Raw genomic sequence first — 18,414 nt, 5'->3', positions numbered from 1 at the left:
CGTCCGGTCTAGATGAGCCCTTGGGCGAGCATCGCGTCGGCCACCTTCACGAAGCCGCCGATGTTCGCGCCCAGCACGTAGTTCCCCGGATCCCCGTATTCATCCGCGGTGGCCGCGCAGCGGTCGTGGATCCCGATCATGATCTCGGTGAGCCGTTCCTCGGTGTGCGCGAACGACCAGGAGTCGCGGCTGGCGTTCTGCTGCATCTCCAGCGCGGAAGTGGCCACGCCGCCCGCATTGGCTGCCTTGCCGGGGCCGAACAGGATGCCGGCGTTCTGGAAGACCGCAACGGCCTCACGGGTCGAGGGCATGTTGGCGCCCTCCGCCACCGCGAGCAGTCCGTTGCGCACCAGCCGGGCCGCGGCGTCGCCGTCGAGCTCGTTCTGCGTGGCGCACGGCAGCGCGACGGTCGCGTCGAGGTCCCAGACGGAGCCGCCCGCCACATAGTCGACGGCGGCCCGCCGGGCTTCGTAGTCCTTGAGCCGTCCGCGCTCGACCTCCTTGATCTGGCGCAGCAGCGCGACGTCGATCCCGGCCTCGTCCACGACGTAGCCGGAGGAATCCGAGCACGCCACGACGGTGGCGCCGAGGGACTGGGCCTTGGCGATGGCGTTGATGGCGACGTTGCCGGAGCCGGAGACGACCACGCGCTGGCCGTCGAAGGACTGGCCGCGGGTCTTGAGCATCTCCTCGGCGAAGATCACCGTGCCGTAGCCGGTCGCCTCGGGCCGGACCAGCGAGCCGCCCCAGGAAATGCCCTTGCCGGTGAGGACGCCGGATTCGTAGCGGTTGGTGATCCGCTTGTACTGCCCGAAGAGGAAGCCGATTTCGCGGCCGCCGACGCCGATATCCCCGGCCGGGACGTCGGTGTACTCGCCGATGTGGCGGTAGAGCTCGGTCATGAAGGACTGGCAGAAGCGCATGATCTCAGCGTCAGAGCGCCCGCGGGGATCGAAGTCGGAGCCGCCCTTGCCGCCGCCGATGGGCATGCCGGTCAGGGCATTCTTGAAGATCTGCTCGAAGCCGAGGAACTTCACGATGCCCAGGTTCACCGAGGGGTGGAAGCGCAGGCCGCCCTTGAAGGGGCCCAGCGCCGAGTTGAACTCCACCCGGAAGCCGCGGTTGATCTGGAAGCGGCCGGCGTCGTCGGCCCAGGGGACGCGGAAGATGATCTGCCGTTCGGGCTCGCAGAGCCGTTCGAGGACGGCGCCTTCGAGGAACTCGGGGTGGCGGTCGTGGACCGGGCCGAGGCTTTCGAACACCTCGGTGACCGCCTGGTGGAATTCCCCTTCGCCGGGATTCCGGGCNCATTGCAACTCCCTAAACCCTGGCGCCCCTCATCGGGCGCAACAAAAAAGCCCTTCCATGGTTGCACCGGGCGGGAGGGGATCTCCATTCGGGCACCGGAGTGCGCCGCGTGTGACCAAAACGGGGTGGCGCGGGACACAAACGGGCCGGGCGGGCCGAAACCGGCCTGGGCTACTTCTTGCGGCCGAACTTCGGCAGGCTGGCCAGGAGGTCCGCGGCCCGGGTGGCGGCCCGGCCGACGGTCCGGCCGATCTGCTGCGGCATTTTGTCCTCGCCTGCCGTGCCGACCGGAAGAACGACGGCGGGGCTCAGCGGGCTTCCGGCGGGCCGTCCGGCGAGCGCCGCGGCGGGCTGCGACGCCGCGGCGGCATGCTGCGAGACCGGCGCGGCGGGCGCGGTGGCTGTGACGGCTGCGGCGAGGGAGTCCGGCACGGCGACGGGATGGAGCCGGGGTTCTGCCGCACGCGCCGGCGACGGCTCCGGTGTGGCGGCAGCGCCGACGTCGAACGTCTCCAGCCAGCTGGCGACGCCGGCCAGCGGCTTGGGATTGAGCGTGTAGTAGCGCTTCTGGCCCTGGGCGCGCATGCTCACCAGGTCCGCTTCGCGGAGTACTTTCAGATGCTTGGAAATGGTGGGCTGGCTGGCCTCGAGCTCCTGGACCAGCTCCCCCACCGCCTTGTCCCCCTTGCGGAGGGATACCAGAATGTCACGCCGGGTTGCCTCAGCAATGACGGCAAATACGTCGTCTGTCACCATGCCCTCAACACTAGCGACATATACGCCGGATGGCATCCACTAATTGCGGCCCCGATTGTAGCCGCCGGGCATTGCCCCGTCCCGGGCGCGGTGCTAGAACGGACGCACCGCCTTCCCGGCAGGCGAGGCCGCAGCCTACCGACGCAGAGGAGTGGACCACCATGGGGGATTTCTTCCGGAACCAGCTGTTCAACATCATCGCAGCCGTGTTCCTGGCCCTGTTCGTGATCGTCTGGGGCAGCGTGCTGTTCCAGGTCTGGGTGTTCGTTCCTGAGATTCCGGGCACCCCGCCCAGGCTGAACGGCGCCGTCGTCTGCGCCGCCGGGGCGCTGTCCACTTCGCTGAGTTCCCTGACCGCCTCCGCCCTGGGCTTCACCATGGCCGAGGTCCGGCGGGAGGAGCAGAGCGGCAGCGGGAAGGCCGCCAGCCAGGCCCAGGTCGGTGTCTTCGAGGCCGGCGGGATCACCACGAAGCTCTCCGGCCGGGTCATCGCGGCGTTGATGGTGTACCTCGTGGTCGGGCTGCTGGTGCTCGGCGTGTGGCTGGTGAAAGGCACCGCCTCCACCGACCTGATCGGGGCGTTCTCGCTCTCGCTGCTGGGCTGGATCATCGGCGCGGCCGGGGTGGTGTTCCAGACCGAGAAGCCCAGCCCGCAGGCCTCCGCAGCCGGCTAGCCGGTTAGCAATCCAACTCGCAGCAGGGCCGCTGTCAGGGCTCATAACGGCCGCACCTGCCAGCTACCTAGTCGAACCAGGGGTCCAGCCCGTAGAGCGGGAAGATCTCCTTGCGGGTGGCCATGACCGTCCGGTCCACCTCGTCGTTCGGGTCGAAGCCGACTTCCCAGGAGCGCCACCAGAGATCGACGTCGTCGCCCATCATTTCCGGTGCGGCGACCCCGTACTTGTCCCCGTACTTTTCCTTCACATAGCTGCGCCAGTCCTCCGGCACTGGGGTGCGCAGCGGGACGGGGCGACCGGCGGCGATCGCGATCAGGTGGCTCCACGCCCGCGGCACCACGGTGATGACGTTGTAGCCCCCGCCGCCGGTGGAAATCCAGCGGTTCTCGCAGTAGCGGGCCGCGAGGTTGCCGATCGCGGTGGCGGCCTCCCGCTGGGCATCGACGCTGATGTTGAGGTGCGTGAGCGGGTCCAGCCGGTGCGAGTCGCAGCCGTGCTGGCTCACGATGACCTCGGGCTCGAAGGCGCCCACCAGCTGCGGCACGACGGCGTGGAAGGCACGGAGCCAGCCGCCGTCCCCGGTGCCGGCCGGCAGGGCGACGTTCACGGCGCTGCCCTGCGCGTTGGGCCCGCCGATCTCGTTGGCGTAGCCGGTGCCCGGGAACAAGGTCAGCCCGGTCTCGTGCAGGGAGATCGTCAGCACGCGCGGGTCGTCCCAGAAGATGCTCTCGGTCCCGTCGCCGTGGTGGGCGTCGATGTCGATGTAGACCACGCGCTGCAGACCGCCGTCGAGCAGCCGCTGGATGGCGAGGGCGGCGTCGTTGTAGATGCAGAATCCGCTCGCGCGCTCGCGGGCCGCGTGGTGCATGCCACCGCCGAAGTTCACCGCACGGATAGCGCTGCCGTCCAGGATGGCGGCGGCGGCGAGGATGGAGCCGCCGGCCAGCCGGGCACTGGCCTCGTGCATCCCGGCGAAGGCCGGGTCATCCTCGGTGCCGAGGCCGCGTTCCAGGTCCGGGGTGTCGGGGTCCGTGCTGACGCGCCGCACGGCGGCGACGAATTCGGGGCTGTGGACGGTGCACAGTTCCGCGTCGCTGGCGACGCCCGGCGCCGAGACGGTCACGTGCTCCAGGTCCAGCAGACCGAGGCTTCCGGCCAGCTTGGCGGTGAGCTCCATCCGCTCCGGGGCCATCGGGTGGCTGTGGCCGAAGTTGTAGGCGGTCATGGCAGGATCCCACACCACCGTCGTTGGCAGTGCGGCCTTGGCGAGCCCGGGAAGGTATGTCATCAATCACAGGCTACCCGAGCGTGGGACCCCGTCCCCCAGTCATTGCGGGGGGTTTAGTGGTTTACTACTGAAGGAAGCAGTTTCAACCGAGGAAAAGCCACACATGACGCAGAGCCAGTCGAGGTCCAAGAGCCCGGCCAACTGGCACCCCGGAACTCCGGAGCGGGAAGGCCTGTGGATCTTCACACGCCTCCGCGACTTTATCGACAACATTGCCAATACCTCCCCCGCCCGCCTCGCGCTGTCCGCGTTCGGCATGGTGATCCTGATCTTCACGGCCTTGTTGTCCCTGCCGGTTTCCTCTGCCACCGGCGAGTTCACCCCGCTGTACCAGGCGATGTTCACCGCGGTGTCCGCCGTCTGCGTGACGGGCCTGACCGTGGTGTCCACGGCCGTGCACTGGTCCTTCTTCGGCCAGCTCATCATCCTGATCGGCATCTTCGTGGGCGGCCTGGGTACGCTGACCCTGGCCTCGCTGCTGGCCCTCATGGTGAGCAAGAAGCTGGGTGTCCGCGGCAAGCTGATCGCCCAGGAGGCTTTGAACGCCGGCCGCCTCGGTGAGGTGGGCACCCTGCTGCGGATCGTCATCGTGACCTCGGTGGTGATCGAGGCCGCGCTGGCTCTGACGCTGATCCCGCGCTTCCTGATGCTGGGGGAAAGCTTTGGCCAGGCTGTCTGGCACGGGGTGTTCTATGCGATTTCGTCGTTCAACAACGCCGGCTTCACCCCACATTCGGACGGCATCGTCCCGTACGAGACCGATTTGTGGATCCTCGTGCCGCTGATGGTTGGGGTCTTCCTCGGCAGCCTGGGTTTCCCCGTGGTGATGGTGCTGCAGCAGAACGGCCTGAATTGGAAAAAGTGGAACCTGCACACCAAGCTGACCATCCAGGTCTCGCTGATCCTGCTGGTGTCCGGCACAGTGCTGTGGGGGCTGATGGAGTGGGACAACCTGCGGACCATCGGCGCCATGACCGTGGAGGACAAGGCCATCCATTCGCTCTTCGCGTCGGTGATGACCCGTTCCGGCGGCTTCAACCTCGTGGACCAGAACGAGATGGACTCCACCACCATGCTCCTCACCGACGCCCTGATGTTCGCCGGCGGAGGTTCGGCATCGACGGCGGGCGGCATCAAGGTGACCACCATCGCCGTGATGTTCCTGGCGATCGCGGCAGAAGCTCGCGGTGACTCCGACGTGAAGGTGTACGGCCGCACCATCCCGGAAGGCACCATGCGCGTGGCCATCTCGGTGATTGTCGCCGGCGCCACCCTCGTCTCCGTCTCGGCTTTCCTGCTCCTGGCGATCAGCGGGGCGTCCCTGGACCGGGTGCTCTTCGAAACCATTTCCGCTTTCGCCACGGTGGGCCTGAGCACCGGCCTCAGTGCCGAGCTGCCGCCGTCGGGCGTTTACGTCCTCACCGCCCTGATGTTCGCCGGGCGCGTCGGGACCGTCACCCTTGCTGCTGCCCTGGCCCTGCGCCAGCGCAGCCAGCTGTTCCACTACCCGGAAGAGAGACCGATCATTGGCTAGTTCCTCAGGCGCCGTCAACCGTCCCGCCCACAACGCCCCCGTGCTGGTGATCGGGCTGGGCCGGTTCGGTGCGTCCACGGCCGAACAACTCGTCAAGCAAGGCCGCGAGGTGCTGGCCATCGAACGCGACCGGAACCTGGTGCAGAAGTGGTCCAGCACCCTGACCCACGTGGTCGAGGCCGACGCCACCAACATCGATGCGCTCCGCCAGCTCGGCGCGCAGGAGTTCAGCTCCGCGGTCGTGGGGGTGGGCACCTCGATCGAGTCCTCGGTGCTGATCACCGTAAACCTCGTGGACCTCGGCATCGAGCACCTCTGGGTCAAGGCGATCACGCCCTCGCACGGCAAGATCCTGACCCGGATCGGCGCCAACCACGTGATCTATCCGGAGGCCGACGCCGGTGTCCGCGCCGCGCACCTGGTCTCCGGCCGCATGCTGGACTTCATCGAGTTCGACGACGACTTCGCGATCGTGAAAATGTATCCGCCGCGCGAAACCGTGGGCTTCACCCTGGACGAATCCAAGGTCCGCTCCAAGTACGGCGTCACGATCGTCGGTGTGAAGTCCCCGGGCGAGGACTTCACATACGCCCGGCCGGAGACGAAGGTGTCCTCCCGGGACATGCTCATTGTTTCCGGGCACGTGGACCTGCTGGAGAGGTTCGCCGCCCGGCCGTAGCGGCGTCGTGCACGGCCCCCGCGCGGCGGATTCCGCCTACCGCACCATCAGGGCCCGGCGGCCTTCGCCGCCTTCGCGGCGGCCTTGGCCGCCTGCTTGCTGGCCCGAACCTTGCTCAGCGACTCCGGATCCACAATGTCAGCGACGGACAGGAAGGCGTTCTCCTGGCCATAATGGCCGGCGGCCTCGCGCCAGCCTTCAGCCTGGAGGCCACACTGCTTCCCCAGCAGCGCCAAGAAGATCATCGCCTTTTGCTCGCCAAATCCCGGCAATGCCCTGAGCCGGCGCAGCACCTCCTGCCCGTCGGGGTCACCCTCCGTCCAGATGGCAGTAGCGTCGCCGTTCCAGTCCTTGTACACCGTCTCAGCAAGGGATTGGACGCGGCCGGCCATGGATCCGGGGAACCGGTGGACGGCCGGGCGCTCTTTGAACATCTCGACGAACTCTTGCGGATCGTAGCCGGCGATCGCGGCCGGATCCATGGAACCGATGCGCGTCCGGATTTTTTCCGGACCCGCAAAGGCCGATTCCATGGTCACCTGTTGGTCAAGCAGCATGCCGGTGAGCAGTGCAAATGCGTCGTCGCTGAGTAGTTTGTCCGCCGAGGGATCCCCTGTGATGTGCAGTTCCATGGGTCCCATCCTGCCACCCGGTCCGGCCTGCGTCATGGGTTGCGCCAGCAAACAGGCTAGCCGAGCTGTTTGGTGATCTCCGCGGCGCGTTCGGCGGCGGCGCGGGCGCCGTCGGCGATGATCGAGGGCAGGCCGCGCGCGTCAAAGGTTGCGATGGCGCGCTCGGTGGTGCCGTTGGGGCTCGTGACGGCCTTGCGCAGCGCCGACGCATCCGCGCCCACCTCGGCCAGCATCAGGCCCGCACCGGCGACGGTTTCCCGGGCAATCAGCAGCGACAGCTCACGGTCCAGTCCGAGTTCGACGCCGGCGCCCGCCATCGCTTCGGCCAGGTAAAACGCGTACGCCGGTCCGGAGCCGCTGATCGCGGACAGCGCGTCGACCTGGTCTTCCGGAATTTCGACGACGGTGCCCGCGGAGGCCAGCAGGTCCTTGGCGAGCTGGAGCTGCGCCGGGGAACAGTGCGTGCCCGGCGACACGGAAATGACGCCCCGGCCCAGCTGCGCCGGGGTGTTGGGCATGCTCCGGATCACGGGCTGGCCGGCGGGCAGGGCCGCTTCCAGCTGTTCGAGCGACACGGCGGCGGCGACACTGATGACGATCGTGTCCGGTGCCAGCGAGTCGCCGATCTCCCGGGCCAGGTCCGCGATGCCTACGGGTTTAACCCCTAGGATCACGACGCCGGAGCCGGTGGCCGCCTGTTTGTTGTTCTCCGGCTCTTCGGCGCCTGCGATGGCCGTGATGCCATGATGCTTTTTGGCCAACTGGTCCGCGCGTTCGGCGCGGCGGACCGTGGCGACGATGTCCGCCGGGTCGGTGCCGCCGGCGATCAGGCCACCTAGGATGGCCTCGTTCATTGATCCACAGCCCAGGAATGCGATTCGGTTGCTCATGCTCCCATCATTGCAGTCCGGCCCGATTCCCAGCCAGTTCCCATCTTCAGGTCAGGGTCTTCACAAAGTCCGGAACTAACGTGGTGGTTACCTCATTGAGGGTGCGAGTGATGCGGCAGGCATGCGGATGTCAGCCCGGCACCGGTGGTCTCTGCAGCGGGTTTCCCCCATTTTCCCGCAGCGGACCGCCGGTGCCTTCGCCGTTAACGGGCAGCTCCACCCCGGCTTCCCCGCGGCAGGCCCCCAGCTCCCCTCCGGCTCCCCCGCGGCTCCCCCGCGGCAGAACCGCGGGTCCACTGCGAAGCGCCGCACCTACCCGCGCTTCCCGCCTCAGGGGTCCGGCCCGGCCGCACCCGGCCGGGACTCGCGCAGGCGGGTCTCACCCAGGCGGGTCTCAAGGAATGTCCGGTCAGCGGCGTTTCCGGCCAGCTGCAGCGCAGCATCGTACGCGGCGGCGGCCTCACCGTTGCGGCCCAGCCGGGCCAGGAAGTCGGCGCGGACGGCGTGGAACGGGGCGTAGCCCTCGAGCCCGAGCTCGTCGACGAGGCGCAGGGCAGGTTCCGGGCCTTCCAGCTCGGCCACTGCGACCGCCCGGTTGAGGGCCACGACAGGTCCGGGCGCGAGCTCGAGGAGCCGGTCATACAGCCGGAGGATCTGGCGCCAGTCCGTGGCGCCGCCGTCGGACGCATCGCTGTGGACCGCGCTGATGGCGGCCTGGAGCTGGTACGGTCCGGGCCGGTTCCGCCGCAGGCACTGACGCACCAGTTCCTGGCCCTCCGCGACCAGGGCACGGTCCCACAATCGGCGGTCCTGGTCCGGCAGGAGCACGGGGCCGCCGCCGGCTCCCCGCGCGACGCGCCGGGACTCGGTCAGCAGCATCAGGGCCAGCAGGCCCTTCACCTCGGCCTCGTCCGGCATCAGCGTGGCCAGCAGGCGGCCCAGCCTGATCGCTTCCGCGCAGAGGTCCTCCCGGATGAGGGGCCCGCCGGAGCTGGCGCTGTAGCCCTCGTTGAAGATGAGGTACACCACCGCGAGCACCGGCGGCAGGCGCGCCGGAAGTTCCGCCCCGCTCGGCACCCGGTACGGGATCCTGGCGTCCCGGATTTTCGCCTTGGCCCGGACCAGGCGCTGGGCCATGGTGGCCTCCGGCACCAGGAAAGCGTGGGCGATTTCCGCCGTCGTGAGTCCGCCCAGCAGCCGCAGTGTCAAGGCCACCTGGGCGTTGGCGGCCAGGGCAGGGTGGCAGCAGGTGAACATCAGCCGCAGCCTGTCATCGTTCACCGTGCCCTCCCTTGAGAGTTCAGTGATCACGAATTCCTCGGGCGTCGGCGCTGCCGGGGACCGGGCGGCCTGCAGCTGCACGGCCTTGAGCTGTTTGTCGCCGCGTCCGGCTTCCCGGCGCAGCTGGTCGGTCGCCCGGTTCCTCGCCGTGGTGATGATCCAGCCCGCAGGGCTTGCCGGCAGGCCGGTCGAGGGCCAGTGCCGGACGGCGAGGGTGAAGGCTTCCTGGACGGCGTCCTCGGCGGCGTCGATGTCCCCGAGCACGCGGGTCAGGACGGCGACGGCGCGCCCGTATTCCTTCCGGAAGACGCGGGCGATGTCCGCCTCCGCCGCCGGTGCACCGGCGGGTTCGGGCGGCGGGGCGGACCCTGTTTCGCGGACCATTCCGGGGGTGCCTACTGCTGGATGGGTCGCACTTCGATGGGAAGGGTGGTGGCGCGGGCCAGTTTTTCGGCCCACCCGAGGGCGGCGTCGAGGTCCGCGGCCTCGATGACGGTGAACCCGCCGAGGTGTTCCTTGGCTTCGGCGAATGGGCCGTCAGTGATGAGCACCTCGGTGCCCTGCTGATGCACGACGGTGGCGGCCTCGGTGGGATGCAGCCCGGCCCCGAACACCCAGGCGCCGGCTGCCTTCATCTCGCGGTTCAGGGCCTCGACGTCCCGCATGATCGGCTCCAGGAATTCCGGGTCCGGGGCCGGGCCGGCGGGCTGGTAAACGCTGAGCAGGTACTGTGCCATGGTGCTGTCCTCCTTGACGATTCGGCCGGCTCGGTACCGGCCTCTCACCTACTAGACGAACGGCTCTCCCCCGGATCGACACGTCACTGTGGTCAAATCAGGCCTCCGGGGAAGCCGTCACCCGGCGTCGGCCGATTCGGATTTCGATGCGTCCGGCGCCTCTGAATCGGGTGACTGCGGCCCCGCGGGGTGGTCGGTCTGGGTCACGTGCGGTGCGGGATCCAGCGGCCCCTCGAAGACCAGCTGATCCAGCCGGCGGAGGATCAGGCCTTCCCGGAGCGCCCAGGGGCAGATCTCCATGCTCGGAAACTCGAACAATTCCAGGGCCGCTTCCGCCACCAGGGCCCCTGCCAGGAGCTGCGGGGCACGGGCTTCCGAGACACCGGGAAGGTTCAGCCGGTCCTCCACCTCCATCGCCGAGATGCGCTGCGCCCACAGGCCCAGGTCGGTGGCGAACAGTTCCCGCTTGACGTAGGGGCCCGCGGCGCTGGGCGCGGCACCTGCGACCCGGGCCAGCGAGCGGAAGGTCTTGGAGGTGCCCGCGACATGGTTTGCCCGGCCGAGCTTCGCGAAATCGCGTACCACCGGCTTGAGCGTGGTCCGGATATAGCGGCGGAGTTCCTTCACGCTCTTGGCCGAGGGCGGGTCCTCCTGCAGCCAGTCCCGGGTGAGCCGGCTCGCTCCGAGCGGGACGGAAGTCGCGAGTTCGGGGAGTTCATCCTCCCCGTAGGCCATCTCGAAGGAGCCGCCGCCGATATCGAGGTTCAGGATGGGTCCGGCGCCCCAGCCGTACCAGCGGCGGACCGCGAAGAACGTCATCGAGGCCTCTTCGCTGCCTGTCAGTTCCCGCAGCGTCACCGTGGTCTCATGCTTGACCCGTGCCAGCACGGCAGGGCCGTTGGTTGCCTCGCGGATGGCGGAGGTACAGAACGCCAGCAGGTCTTCGGCTTTGTGCTTGGCCGCGAATTCCCATGCTTCGAGGACGAACTCGATCAGCTCATGCTGGCCGGCGTCGTTGATGCTGCCGTCGCGCTCAAGGAACTGCACGAGGGAGAGCGGCCGCTTGTGCGAGGCGAACGGCACGGGGCGCGCACCGGGGTGGGCATCCACGAGCAGGAGGTGAACGGTGTTTGATCCAATATCGAGGACGCCAAGACGCATAGTGCCATTATTGCGCCCGGGTACGCGGCCCGCCTAACGGGCAGGCCGCGCCCCGATCAGCGGCTTAGGCCTGGCCGTCCGGGCCCGGGACGTCTTCGGGCTCGTCGGCGGGCTTGAAGTCGCGGCGGATGTTCGCCACGCCTTCCGCATCGATTTCGAAGCCGAAGGCCGCGCCGGGGTTGATGACCATGCCGAGGTCGTCGCCGAGGTTGCCCAGGATCGCGGCGCCCTGCGTGCCGAGCACGTTGGGGGCGGCGGCCAGGTACTGCTCGGTGACGCGGCTCGGGTGGGAGAACACGGCCAGGACAGGCTTCCCGGCGGAGTTGGCGAGCACCAGCGGCTCGACCTGGGAATCGGCGCCTTCGAGCGCGTCGGAGCTGACGATGTAGACCTCGTTGTTGAGGAAGGCGAGGATGACGTCAACGGGGTTGGCGTCGGGCTCCTCCCCCTTGGCAAGCTGCTCTTCGAGGTCGTTCAGCGGCTGGAGGTCCAAGTGATCGGGCTGTTCAGTCATGTCTCTACTCGACCACGTTGCGGCCGGGTCCGCAAACGCGAAATCGCCGGCAACGCACGTGGTCGCCGGAAACTTCCGGCGAACCCGCACGCTTCCGGCGACTTCGGCGCATCCGGGCGCACCCGGGCGCGGCGAGGCTACTTCTTGGCGGCAGCCTTGCGGGCCGGGGCCTTGCGAGCCGTCGTCGTGCGCTTGACCGGGCCCTTGGCGCGCTTCTCCGCGAGGAGTTCGACGGCCTGTTCCCGGGTGAGCTCCTCCAGTGCGGTGGAGCGCGGCACGGTGATGTTGGTGATGCCGTCGGTGATGTACGGGCCGAAGCGGCCTTCCTTCACCACGATGTTTTTCTCCGAGACCGGGTCCGGACCGAATTCGGCTAGCGGCGCGACGGCGGCGCGGGCGCCGCGCTGCTTCGGCTGGGAGTAGATCTCCAGCGCCTGCTCCAGCGTGATCGTGAAGATTTCCTCTTCCGAGCCGATGGACCGTGAGTCCGTGCCCTTCTTCAGGTACGGGCCAAAGCGGCCGTTCTGCACTGTGATCGGGTTGCCTTCTGCGTCCTGGCCGAGCACCCGGGGCAGGCTCATCAGCTGCAGGGCCTCATCCAGGGTGATGGTGTCCACGCTCATCGAGGCGAACAGCGAGCCGGTGCGGGGCTTGGCCTTCACCGGCTTCTTCGGCGGCTTGGGCTTGCCGTTCTTGTAGTACTCGACCGGCTGATTGGCGATCTGTTCCTCGGTCATCTCCGGGATGACCTCGGTGACGTAGGCGCCGTAGCGGCCGTTCTTGGCGACGACGGTGTGCCCGGTGTGCGGGTCCGCGCCGAGCACTCGCTCCTCGGGGGCGGCGGTTTCCATCAGTTCGACCGCCTTGGCCGCGGTGAGCTCATCCGGGGCAAGGTCCTCGGGGACGTTGGCGCGGGCGGCCTCAACCACTTCGCCGGTCTTCGGATCGACCGTGGGGACGGAGCTTTCCAGATACGGGCCGAACTTCCCGACCCGCAGGGTGATGCCCTCGGTGATCGGAATGGAGTTGATCTCGCGGGCGTCGATCTCGCCGAGGTTGTTGACGATGCTCAGCAGGCCGGGGTTGGAATCCTCGCCGAAGTAGAAGTGCTTGAGCCAGGCGGGTCCCTCGGCCTGGCCGTTGGCGATCTTGTCCAGGTCCGCTTCCATGTCGGCCGTGAACTCGTAGTCCACGTAGTCGTGGAAGTGCTGTTCAAGCAGCCGGATCACGGAGAACGCGATCCAGCTCGGGACCAGCGCGGAGCCCTGCTTCCGGACGTAGCCGCGGTCCTGGATGGTGGAGATGGTGGAGGCGTAGGTCGACGGGCGGCCGATGCCCTTCTTTTCCAGCTCGGCGGTCAGCGACGCTTCGGTGAAGCGCGGCGGCGGGGAGGTCTCGTGCCCGATGGCGGCAATCTCCGAGGCGGTGAGCGCATCGTCCTTGGCCACGTTCGGCAGCCGGCGGGCCTCGTCGGATTCGTCGTCGCCGCGGCTTTCGTCCTTGCCCTCTTCGTAGGCGGCGAGGAAGCCGGGGAAGGTGATGACGGTGCCGGAGGCGGAGAATTCGGCGTCGCGTCCGTCGGCTGCGACCGCGCCGAGGCGGATCGTGGCGGTGGAGCCCTTGGCGTCGGCCATCTGCGAGGCGACGGTGCGCTTCCAGATCAGCTCGTAGAGCCGGAACTCGTCGCCGGAGAGCTGCTTGGCCACCTGGGCCGGGGTGCGGAAGGAGTCACCGGCGGGGCGGATGGCCTCGTGGGCCTCCTGCGCATTCGCGGCCTTGCCGCTGTAGACGCGCGGGGACGCGGGAACGTATTCCGGGCCGTACAGCTCGGAGGCCTGGCGCCGCGCGGCCGTGACGGCCTCGTTGCTCAGCGCGGAGGAGTCCGTACGCATATAGGTGATGTAGCCGTTTTCGTACAGCCGCTGGGCCACCTGCATGGTGCTCTTGGAGGAGAAGCGGAGTTTGCGGCCGGCCTCCTGCTGCAGCGTCGAGGTGGTGAACGGCGCGGCCGGGCGGCGGGTGTACGGCTTGGTGTCGACGGAGCGGACGCGGAAATCGGCGTCCTGCAGGCCGGCGGCGAGGGACGTGGCGAGGTCCTCGTTGAGGTGCACGGCGTTGCGGGAGGTGAGCTCGCCGCTGTCGTTGAAGTCGCGGCCGCTGGCGACCTTGGCGCCGTCGACCATGGCCAGCTTGGCCTTGAACGAGCCGGACCCGGCGCCGAACTGGCCGGTCAGGTCCCAGTAGGAGGCCGATTTGAAGGCCATCCGCTCACGCTCGCGGTCCACGACCATGCGGGTCACGACGGACTGCACGCGGCCGGCGGAGAGCCCGCGGGCCACCTTGCGCCACAGCACCGGGGAGATCTCGTAGCCGTAGAGGCGGTCCAGCACACGGCGGGTTTCCTGCGCGTCCACGAGGTCCTGGTCAACGTCGCGCAGGTTGTCCATGGCGCGGTGGATGGCTTCCTTGGTGATTTCACCGAAGGTCATCCGGTAGACCGGAACCTTGGGCTTGAGCACTTCCAGCAGGTGCCACGCGATGGCCTCGCCCTCGCGGTCCCCATCGGTTGCGAGATAGAGAGCGTCAGCGTCTTTGAGCTGGGCCTTGAGTTCGGCGACCTTTTTCTTCTTGTCCGGGGACACCACGTAGTACGGCTTGAAGTCGTTATCAACGTCGACGGCGAACTTCCCCACCGAGGTCTTCTTCAGTTCCGCCGGCAGTTCCGAAGGCTGCGGCAGGTCGCGGATGTGACCAATGGAGGCCTCAACGATGAAGCCCTCGCCGAGGTACTTGGCGATGGTCTTGCTCTTGGCGGGAGACTCCACAATCACGAGTTTCTTACCGGTTTTGGCCTTGCTTGGCACGGTGCTCCTACAGAAAAAGGTGGCTCGGGCAGATGCGCCCATACCCGCCTAGTTCACCATATTTTGCGGATTACCGCGCATCCAGCCCCAAACGGAGGGCCCCCGGGCACGACTTCCGGACGTCATGAACCCCCGCCAGGCAGGCCTCCACCGGGCCTGCCCAAGGCGACCCGCGCTAGTGTCAGGCGGGGCTGCCGGAGGGCTTCGCTGGAGGCTTTCCGCGGTCATCTGGGATCATCGACCACATGGTCGCCATGCGTTCGGCACCGTCGGGGACCTGGTCCGGATCCTCCAGCTCGTAGTCCCGCAGCAGCTCGAAGAGCCGGTTGTTCAGCTCCTCCCGCTGGTCCGGGGTCAGATAGAGCAGATTGCTGGCCAGCACCACGGAGGATGGCCCGTCCACGGCCTCGCCGCGCTGGCGCTGCTCGTCCCGGGTTTTGGCGTAGGCATTGACCCGCCGGCGGTAGGCGTCCAGTTCAAGGTCCAGCACGGCGAATTCGGGGCTCGCCACCCCGCCGCCCGAGTTGATGGTGAAGTCGGTGCCCGCGGCTTTCCAGCGGCGCTCCCGCGCGTCGCCGGCGGTGGCGGCCGGGACCACGATGCCCCACTTCTGCAGCGCGCGCAGGTGGTAGCTCATGGCGCTCGGGGTGAGGCCGGTCTGCGCGGCGAGTTCGGTGGCGGTCCGGCTCACCTGGGTTGAATACAGTTCGGAGATGACTTCCAGCCGGGCAGCGTGGGCCAGCGCCCGGATCGCTTTCGGGTCTGTGATTTCCACTTTTTTCTCCGGGCGCTGCCGGCGTTTGGGTCCCGGCGGGACCGGTGACTCCGCCAGTGGGGTTTCTGCATTCACGCCATCAGTCTACCGAGCTTCGCCAAACTATGAAAGAAATGCTTGACACCAAAATGTACCGGAGAGTAGCTTGCTACTTATGAAACAGGCATTTCATACGGCGCCGGGTGACGCCCCGCCCGCGCAGCCGCTCTGGCGCACGCGGGACTTCGTCCTGGCCAGCAGTGCCCGTTTCATCGCCACGGCCGGCATGGGCGCCGTCATCATCAGCGTCATGCTGCACCTGCAGAACCTCGCCGCCGCCGGCCAGACGGCCATCGCCGGACCCTGGCTCGTGGCGGCCTACCTGCTCTGCTCGGCGCTCCCCCTGGTGCTGCTGGCGCCGTGGGCGGGCCGGCTGGCCGACACCCGGGATTCCAGGACGCTGGCGACGGCGTCCTCCGTGGTCAGCGCCGCGGCGGTCGCCGGGATGGGGCTTGGCATGCAGTATCTGGACAACTACCTGCCGGTGTTGTTCGCCATGACTTTCCTCCTCGACACCGCCCAGGCGGTGGCCGGGCCGACCTGGCAGGCGCTGCTGCCCCGGATCGTGGGCGAGGAACGGACCCCGCGGGCGCTGGGCACGATGCAGGCTACCATCATGATCGCCGGCATGGTCGGACCGGCGGCCGGGGGTCTGCTCAGCGGCTGGGGCGGATCCGGCCTGGTGTTTGCGGTGGCCAGCGGCTGCTACCTGGCGATGGGCGCGGCCGCCATGCTGATCCGGACCCGCCGCGGCACGGCCGCCGAGCGGGTCGGCAAAGAGCCTCCTGCCCTGCTCGACGGGCTGCGCCTGATCCGGCGCGACGGCCTGGTCTGGGCCTTGGTCCTCGGCGCGCTGTTCTTCATCACCGTCGGCGAGGCGACCAACGTCCTTGAGGTGTTCCTGGCCCGCGACGAGCTCGGCGCCACCGAGACGCAGTACGGACTGCTGGCCGCGTCGTTCGGCCTCGGGATGGCGTCCGGGGCGGGGCTTGCCAGCCGGATCAAGACCCCTCCCACCCGGCTGCGCGCGCTGCTGGTCTCGATGGCCCTGACCTCGGCCTTCCTGGGGATCATGTCCCTGGTGCCGAACATGGAACTGCTGTTCGTGGCCTACACCGCCATGGGGGCCAGCTGCGGGGTGCTGAATGCGTGTTTCGGGGCGATTGCGATCATGCGGATCCCGGAAAGCGGGCGCGGCCAGGCCATGGCGATCATCGGCGGCATGACCAGGGCCGTCGCCATCGGGGCGCTCGCGCTGGGCGGGCTGCTCGGCGCCCTGCTCCCGATCCGGGTGAGCTTCCTGGTCGCCGGGGTGGGCGGAGTCCTGGCGGCCCTGGCCGTCACCGCGTATGTCCTGCCGCGCTACGGCAGCGAGGGCGCGGCAAGCCCCGCGGTTCCCGCCGCCGGCGCCGCGCCGGCTGCGGGGTCCACAGCTCCGGCCGCGCTGGGCGCAGCCGGGGCGTCAGGCGGGCAGCAGGAAGCCGTCGCGGACCAGGTTCCCCACCTCGGTGAGGAGGCCGGCGCGGAAGGTTCCGGCGTCCCAGTCCTCGCCCCCGCCCAGGAGCGCCTCAAGGGCGCCGATGATCTGCCCGACGGACAGGTCTCCGTCGCACGCTGAGACAAAGCCGGCCAGCTCGGTGCTGAGCAGGTTGGTGCGGCGCAGGCCGGCGCCCTGGCGCAGCAGGATGACGCCGGGGTGTTCGGCTCCGGGGCGCTGGTGCCGCTCCTCGGTGACGTCCTCGGCCACCAGAAGGTGCGCCGCCGCCAGATCGTGGGCGGCCAGCCAGTCGGAGCGTTCCACGGCGGCCCCGAGGTGCGGGCCGACGGGCTGCTCGATCGGATAGGTGATCTCCTCGAAGCGCCGCAGCGCCGGAGCGGACCCCTCGACGGGCCGCCGCAGCCAGATCATCCCGAAGCCGATGGCCTCGACGCCGCGCGAGGCGAAGTCGTCCAGGTACGCGGCGTACGAGTCCTGGTAGAGCCGCCGCTCACGGGCCTCGGAGGCGTCCTGCAGCCAGGTTTCGGCGTACTGTTCCGGGCTGACCTGCTCGCGCTGGATGAACCAGGCGTCCGCGTCCGGGCCGGCCCAGCGTTGCGGCCGCTCGTCCCAGGCCGCGCCGGCCGGGATTTCCCAGTTGCCTAGGAGCTGGGCTGTCCCGCCGGGGGTGAGGACCGACGGGAGGTCGCGGACCAGCGCCGCGACGATGTCGTCACCCGGCAGGCCGCCGTCGCGGTAGGTGAACTGGTCGGAGGCGGCCTCCCCCATGCTGCGCGGCGTGATCACGAACGGCGGGTTGGAGACCACCAGCTCAAACTCCTCACCCGCCACCGGATCGAGCAGGGAGCCACGGCGCAGGCTCACCCGGGCTTCCGGGTCGGAGGGGTCCAGGTGGAGCTGGCCGGCGTTGAGGAGCAGGTTGAAGCGGGTGAACGCGAGGGCGCGGTCGGAGATGTCGGTGGCCGTCACGTGCTCGGCGTGGTGGAGCAGGTGGAAGGTCTGGATGCCGCAGCCGGTGCCGAGATCCAGTGCCCTGGCCACGTGCCGGCGGGCAGTGACCTGCACCAGCGTCGTGGAGGCCTGCCCGATCCCGAGGACGTGGTCGTGGCGCAGCACCCCGGGGCGCTGGTGCGCGGCGAGGTCGCTGGCCACCCAGAGCTCCGCGCCGCCGCTGCTGACGGTGTTTTCCCTCTGGGCGTCTTCCCTCTGGGCGTCTTCCCCCTGGGTGCCTTCCCCGGCGGTTCCGTCCCAGCCGTAGGGCCGCAGGTCCACCTTTGCCTGGATCAGGCCGTCGGCGGACGGCTCCACGAGGCCCAGTTCGAGCAGGCCCGCCGTGCGGATGCCGGGCAGGGCGGCGTCGAGGGTGGCGGCGGGCTGCGGTTCGGCCAGCAGCCAGAAGCGGACGACGGCGGCGAGCGCCGCCGTCGTCGGCTCCCCGTGGCGGGCCGACTCCGTAACGATCAGCGCGGGAACCAACTGGTCCCGGCCCAGGGCGCTGTGCGCGGCGGCGCCGAGCAGGGCGGCGACGCCGTCAACGGTGTAGCCGATGCCGCGCAGGTCCGCGGCCAAGGCGTCGAGCAGGCCGGGGAGGTCGCTGCGCGGGGCGTCGGGGGTGTTGCCGGCCTTGAAATGCGTTGAGGGAGTCACCGGACAAGTTTAGTCCCGGCCCCCGGCGGCCGGGACGCGGGTCCTAGCTGTCCGGGGCCAGGACGGCGGCCCCGGTGCGCGGGGGCCGGGACGGCGGCCCCGGTGCGCGGGGGCCGGGACGGCGGCCCCGGTGC

The 18,414-nt window shown here is 69.0% G+C and carries 15 protein-coding genes and 1 pseudogene; 4 read left to right on the top strand and 12 right to left on the bottom strand.

The window, feature by feature from the left end; translation table 11 throughout:
• Window positions 1-8: 8 nt before the first annotated feature.
• Window positions 9-1,316 carry an NADP-specific glutamate dehydrogenase gene (gene gdhA / locus ACZYZ5_RS19395; RefSeq protein WP_463903927.1) on the bottom strand — a complete coding sequence of 436 codons (1,308 nt, stop codon included), beginning with the start codon at window positions 1,314-1,316 and terminating at the stop codon, window positions 9-11.
• Window positions 1,317-1,479: 163 nt separating this feature from the next.
• On the bottom strand, window positions 1,480-2,064 hold the full coding sequence (locus tag ACZYZ5_RS19390; protein ID WP_463903925.1) for an ArsR/SmtB family transcription factor: 585 nt from the start codon (window positions 2,062-2,064) through the stop codon (window positions 1,480-1,482).
• Window positions 2,065-2,225: 161 nt separating this feature from the next.
• On the opposite strand from ACZYZ5_RS19390, the gene ACZYZ5_RS19385 reads away from it, so the two are divergent.
• A complete protein-coding gene (locus ACZYZ5_RS19385) occupies window positions 2,226-2,738 on the top strand; it encodes a hypothetical protein (RefSeq protein WP_463903923.1) in 513 nt (170 codons plus the stop codon).
• Window positions 2,739-2,805: 67 nt separating this feature from the next.
• On the opposite strand, the gene ACZYZ5_RS19380 is transcribed toward ACZYZ5_RS19385, so the two are convergent.
• Complete coding sequence (locus ACZYZ5_RS19380; protein WP_463903921.1) at window positions 2,806-4,029, bottom strand: acetoin utilization protein AcuC; 1,224 nt, start codon at window positions 4,027-4,029, stop codon at window positions 2,806-2,808.
• Between the two features lie 103 nt (window positions 4,030-4,132).
• On the opposite strand from ACZYZ5_RS19380, the gene ACZYZ5_RS19375 reads away from it, so the two are divergent.
• Window positions 4,133-5,563 carry a TrkH family potassium uptake protein gene (locus ACZYZ5_RS19375; protein ID WP_463903920.1) on the top strand — a complete coding sequence of 477 codons (1,431 nt, stop codon included), beginning with the start codon at window positions 4,133-4,135 and terminating at the stop codon, window positions 5,561-5,563.
• Window positions 5,564-5,603: 40 nt separating this feature from the next.
• Window positions 5,604-6,242 (top strand): potassium channel family protein, encoded by a 639-nt coding sequence (locus ACZYZ5_RS19370; RefSeq protein ID WP_370871241.1) that lies wholly within the window; start codon window positions 5,604-5,606, stop codon window positions 6,240-6,242.
• A gap of 47 nt (window positions 6,243-6,289) precedes the next feature.
• Here the strand turns inward: ACZYZ5_RS19370 and ACZYZ5_RS19365 are convergent, their stop codons facing one another.
• The 8 genes from ACZYZ5_RS19365 to ACZYZ5_RS19330 all read right to left on the bottom strand — a co-directional run bounded on the left by ACZYZ5_RS19365 (window position 6,290) and on the right by ACZYZ5_RS19330 (window position 15,171).
• Window positions 6,290-6,874: an HhH-GPD-type base excision DNA repair protein gene (locus ACZYZ5_RS19365; protein WP_463903918.1), complete on the bottom strand. Its 585-nt coding sequence runs from the start codon at window positions 6,872-6,874 to the stop codon at window positions 6,290-6,292.
• A gap of 56 nt (window positions 6,875-6,930) precedes the next feature.
• Entirely contained in the window at window positions 6,931-7,764 is an 834-nt protein-coding gene (gene proC / locus ACZYZ5_RS19360) for a pyrroline-5-carboxylate reductase (protein ID WP_463903916.1), read from the bottom strand.
• Between the two features lie 330 nt (window positions 7,765-8,094).
• Window positions 8,095-9,429, bottom strand: coding sequence for an RNA polymerase sigma factor (locus tag ACZYZ5_RS19355; RefSeq protein WP_463903915.1), 1,335 nt, complete (start codon window positions 9,427-9,429; stop codon window positions 8,095-8,097).
• An 11-nt stretch (window positions 9,430-9,440) separates the two neighbouring features.
• Window positions 9,441-9,782: a YciI family protein gene (locus ACZYZ5_RS19350; protein WP_463903914.1), complete on the bottom strand. Its 342-nt coding sequence runs from the start codon at window positions 9,780-9,782 to the stop codon at window positions 9,441-9,443.
• A gap of 117 nt (window positions 9,783-9,899) precedes the next feature.
• Window positions 9,900-10,943 (bottom strand): Ppx/GppA phosphatase family protein, encoded by a 1,044-nt coding sequence (locus tag ACZYZ5_RS19345; RefSeq protein WP_463903913.1) that lies wholly within the window; start codon window positions 10,941-10,943, stop codon window positions 9,900-9,902.
• A gap of 64 nt (window positions 10,944-11,007) precedes the next feature.
• Entirely contained in the window at window positions 11,008-11,457 is a 450-nt protein-coding gene (locus tag ACZYZ5_RS19340) for an SseB family protein (protein WP_463903912.1), read from the bottom strand.
• Between the two features lie 137 nt (window positions 11,458-11,594).
• Window positions 11,595-14,321, bottom strand: a complete 2,727-nt coding sequence (topA, locus tag ACZYZ5_RS19335; RefSeq protein WP_463903911.1) for a type I DNA topoisomerase — start codon at window positions 14,319-14,321, stop codon at window positions 11,595-11,597.
• A gap of 181 nt (window positions 14,322-14,502) precedes the next feature.
• The gene (locus ACZYZ5_RS19330; RefSeq protein WP_463903910.1) at window positions 14,503-15,171 is read right to left on the bottom strand and encodes an ArsR/SmtB family transcription factor; all 669 of its coding nucleotides are present in this window, start codon (window positions 15,169-15,171) and stop codon (window positions 14,503-14,505) included.
• 79 nt (window positions 15,172-15,250) lie between these two features.
• On the opposite strand from ACZYZ5_RS19330, the pseudogene ACZYZ5_RS19325 reads away from it, so the two are divergent.
• Window positions 15,251-16,516: pseudogene (locus ACZYZ5_RS19325) on the top strand (MFS transporter); the annotation flags it as partial.
• An 81-nt stretch (window positions 16,517-16,597) separates the two neighbouring features.
• Here ACZYZ5_RS19325 and ACZYZ5_RS19320 read toward each other — a convergent pair.
• Window positions 16,598-18,280: a DUF7059 domain-containing protein gene (locus ACZYZ5_RS19320; RefSeq protein ID WP_463903909.1), complete on the bottom strand. Its 1,683-nt coding sequence runs from the start codon at window positions 18,278-18,280 to the stop codon at window positions 16,598-16,600.
• Between the last annotated feature and the right edge of the window lie 134 nt (window positions 18,281-18,414).

The sequence above is a fragment of the Pseudarthrobacter ribosi genome (assembly GCF_055412865.1).
The sequence above is the reverse complement of the archived record's forward strand: the minus strand, read 5'-3'. Positions and strand labels throughout refer to the sequence as shown.

Coding starts and splice junctions, on each gene's coding strand:
- ACZYZ5_RS19390 (WP_463903925.1), bottom strand. CDS start 2,064: ATGGTGACAGACGACGTATTTGCCGTCATTGCTGAGGCAACCCGGCGT.
- ACZYZ5_RS19385 (WP_463903923.1), top strand. CDS start 2,226: ATGGGGGATTTCTTCCGGAACCAGCTGTTCAACATCATCGCAGCCGTG.
- ACZYZ5_RS19380 (WP_463903921.1), bottom strand. CDS start 4,029: ATGACATACCTTCCCGGGCTCGCCAAGGCCGCACTGCCAACGACGGTG.
- ACZYZ5_RS19375 (WP_463903920.1), top strand. CDS start 4,133: ATGACGCAGAGCCAGTCGAGGTCCAAGAGCCCGGCCAACTGGCACCCC.
- ACZYZ5_RS19365 (WP_463903918.1), bottom strand. CDS start 6,874: ATGGAACTGCACATCACAGGGGATCCCTCGGCGGACAAACTACTCAGC.
- proC (WP_463903916.1), bottom strand. CDS start 7,764: ATGAGCAACCGAATCGCATTCCTGGGCTGTGGATCAATGAACGAGGCC.
- ACZYZ5_RS19355 (WP_463903915.1), bottom strand. CDS start 9,429: ATGGTCCGCGAAACAGGGTCCGCCCCGCCGCCCGAACCCGCCGGTGCA.
- ACZYZ5_RS19350 (WP_463903914.1), bottom strand. CDS start 9,782: ATGGCACAGTACCTGCTCAGCGTTTACCAGCCCGCCGGCCCGGCCCCG.
- ACZYZ5_RS19345 (WP_463903913.1), bottom strand. CDS start 10,943: ATGCGTCTTGGCGTCCTCGATATTGGATCAAACACCGTTCACCTCCTG.
- ACZYZ5_RS19340 (WP_463903912.1), bottom strand. CDS start 11,457: ATGACTGAACAGCCCGATCACTTGGACCTCCAGCCGCTGAACGACCTC.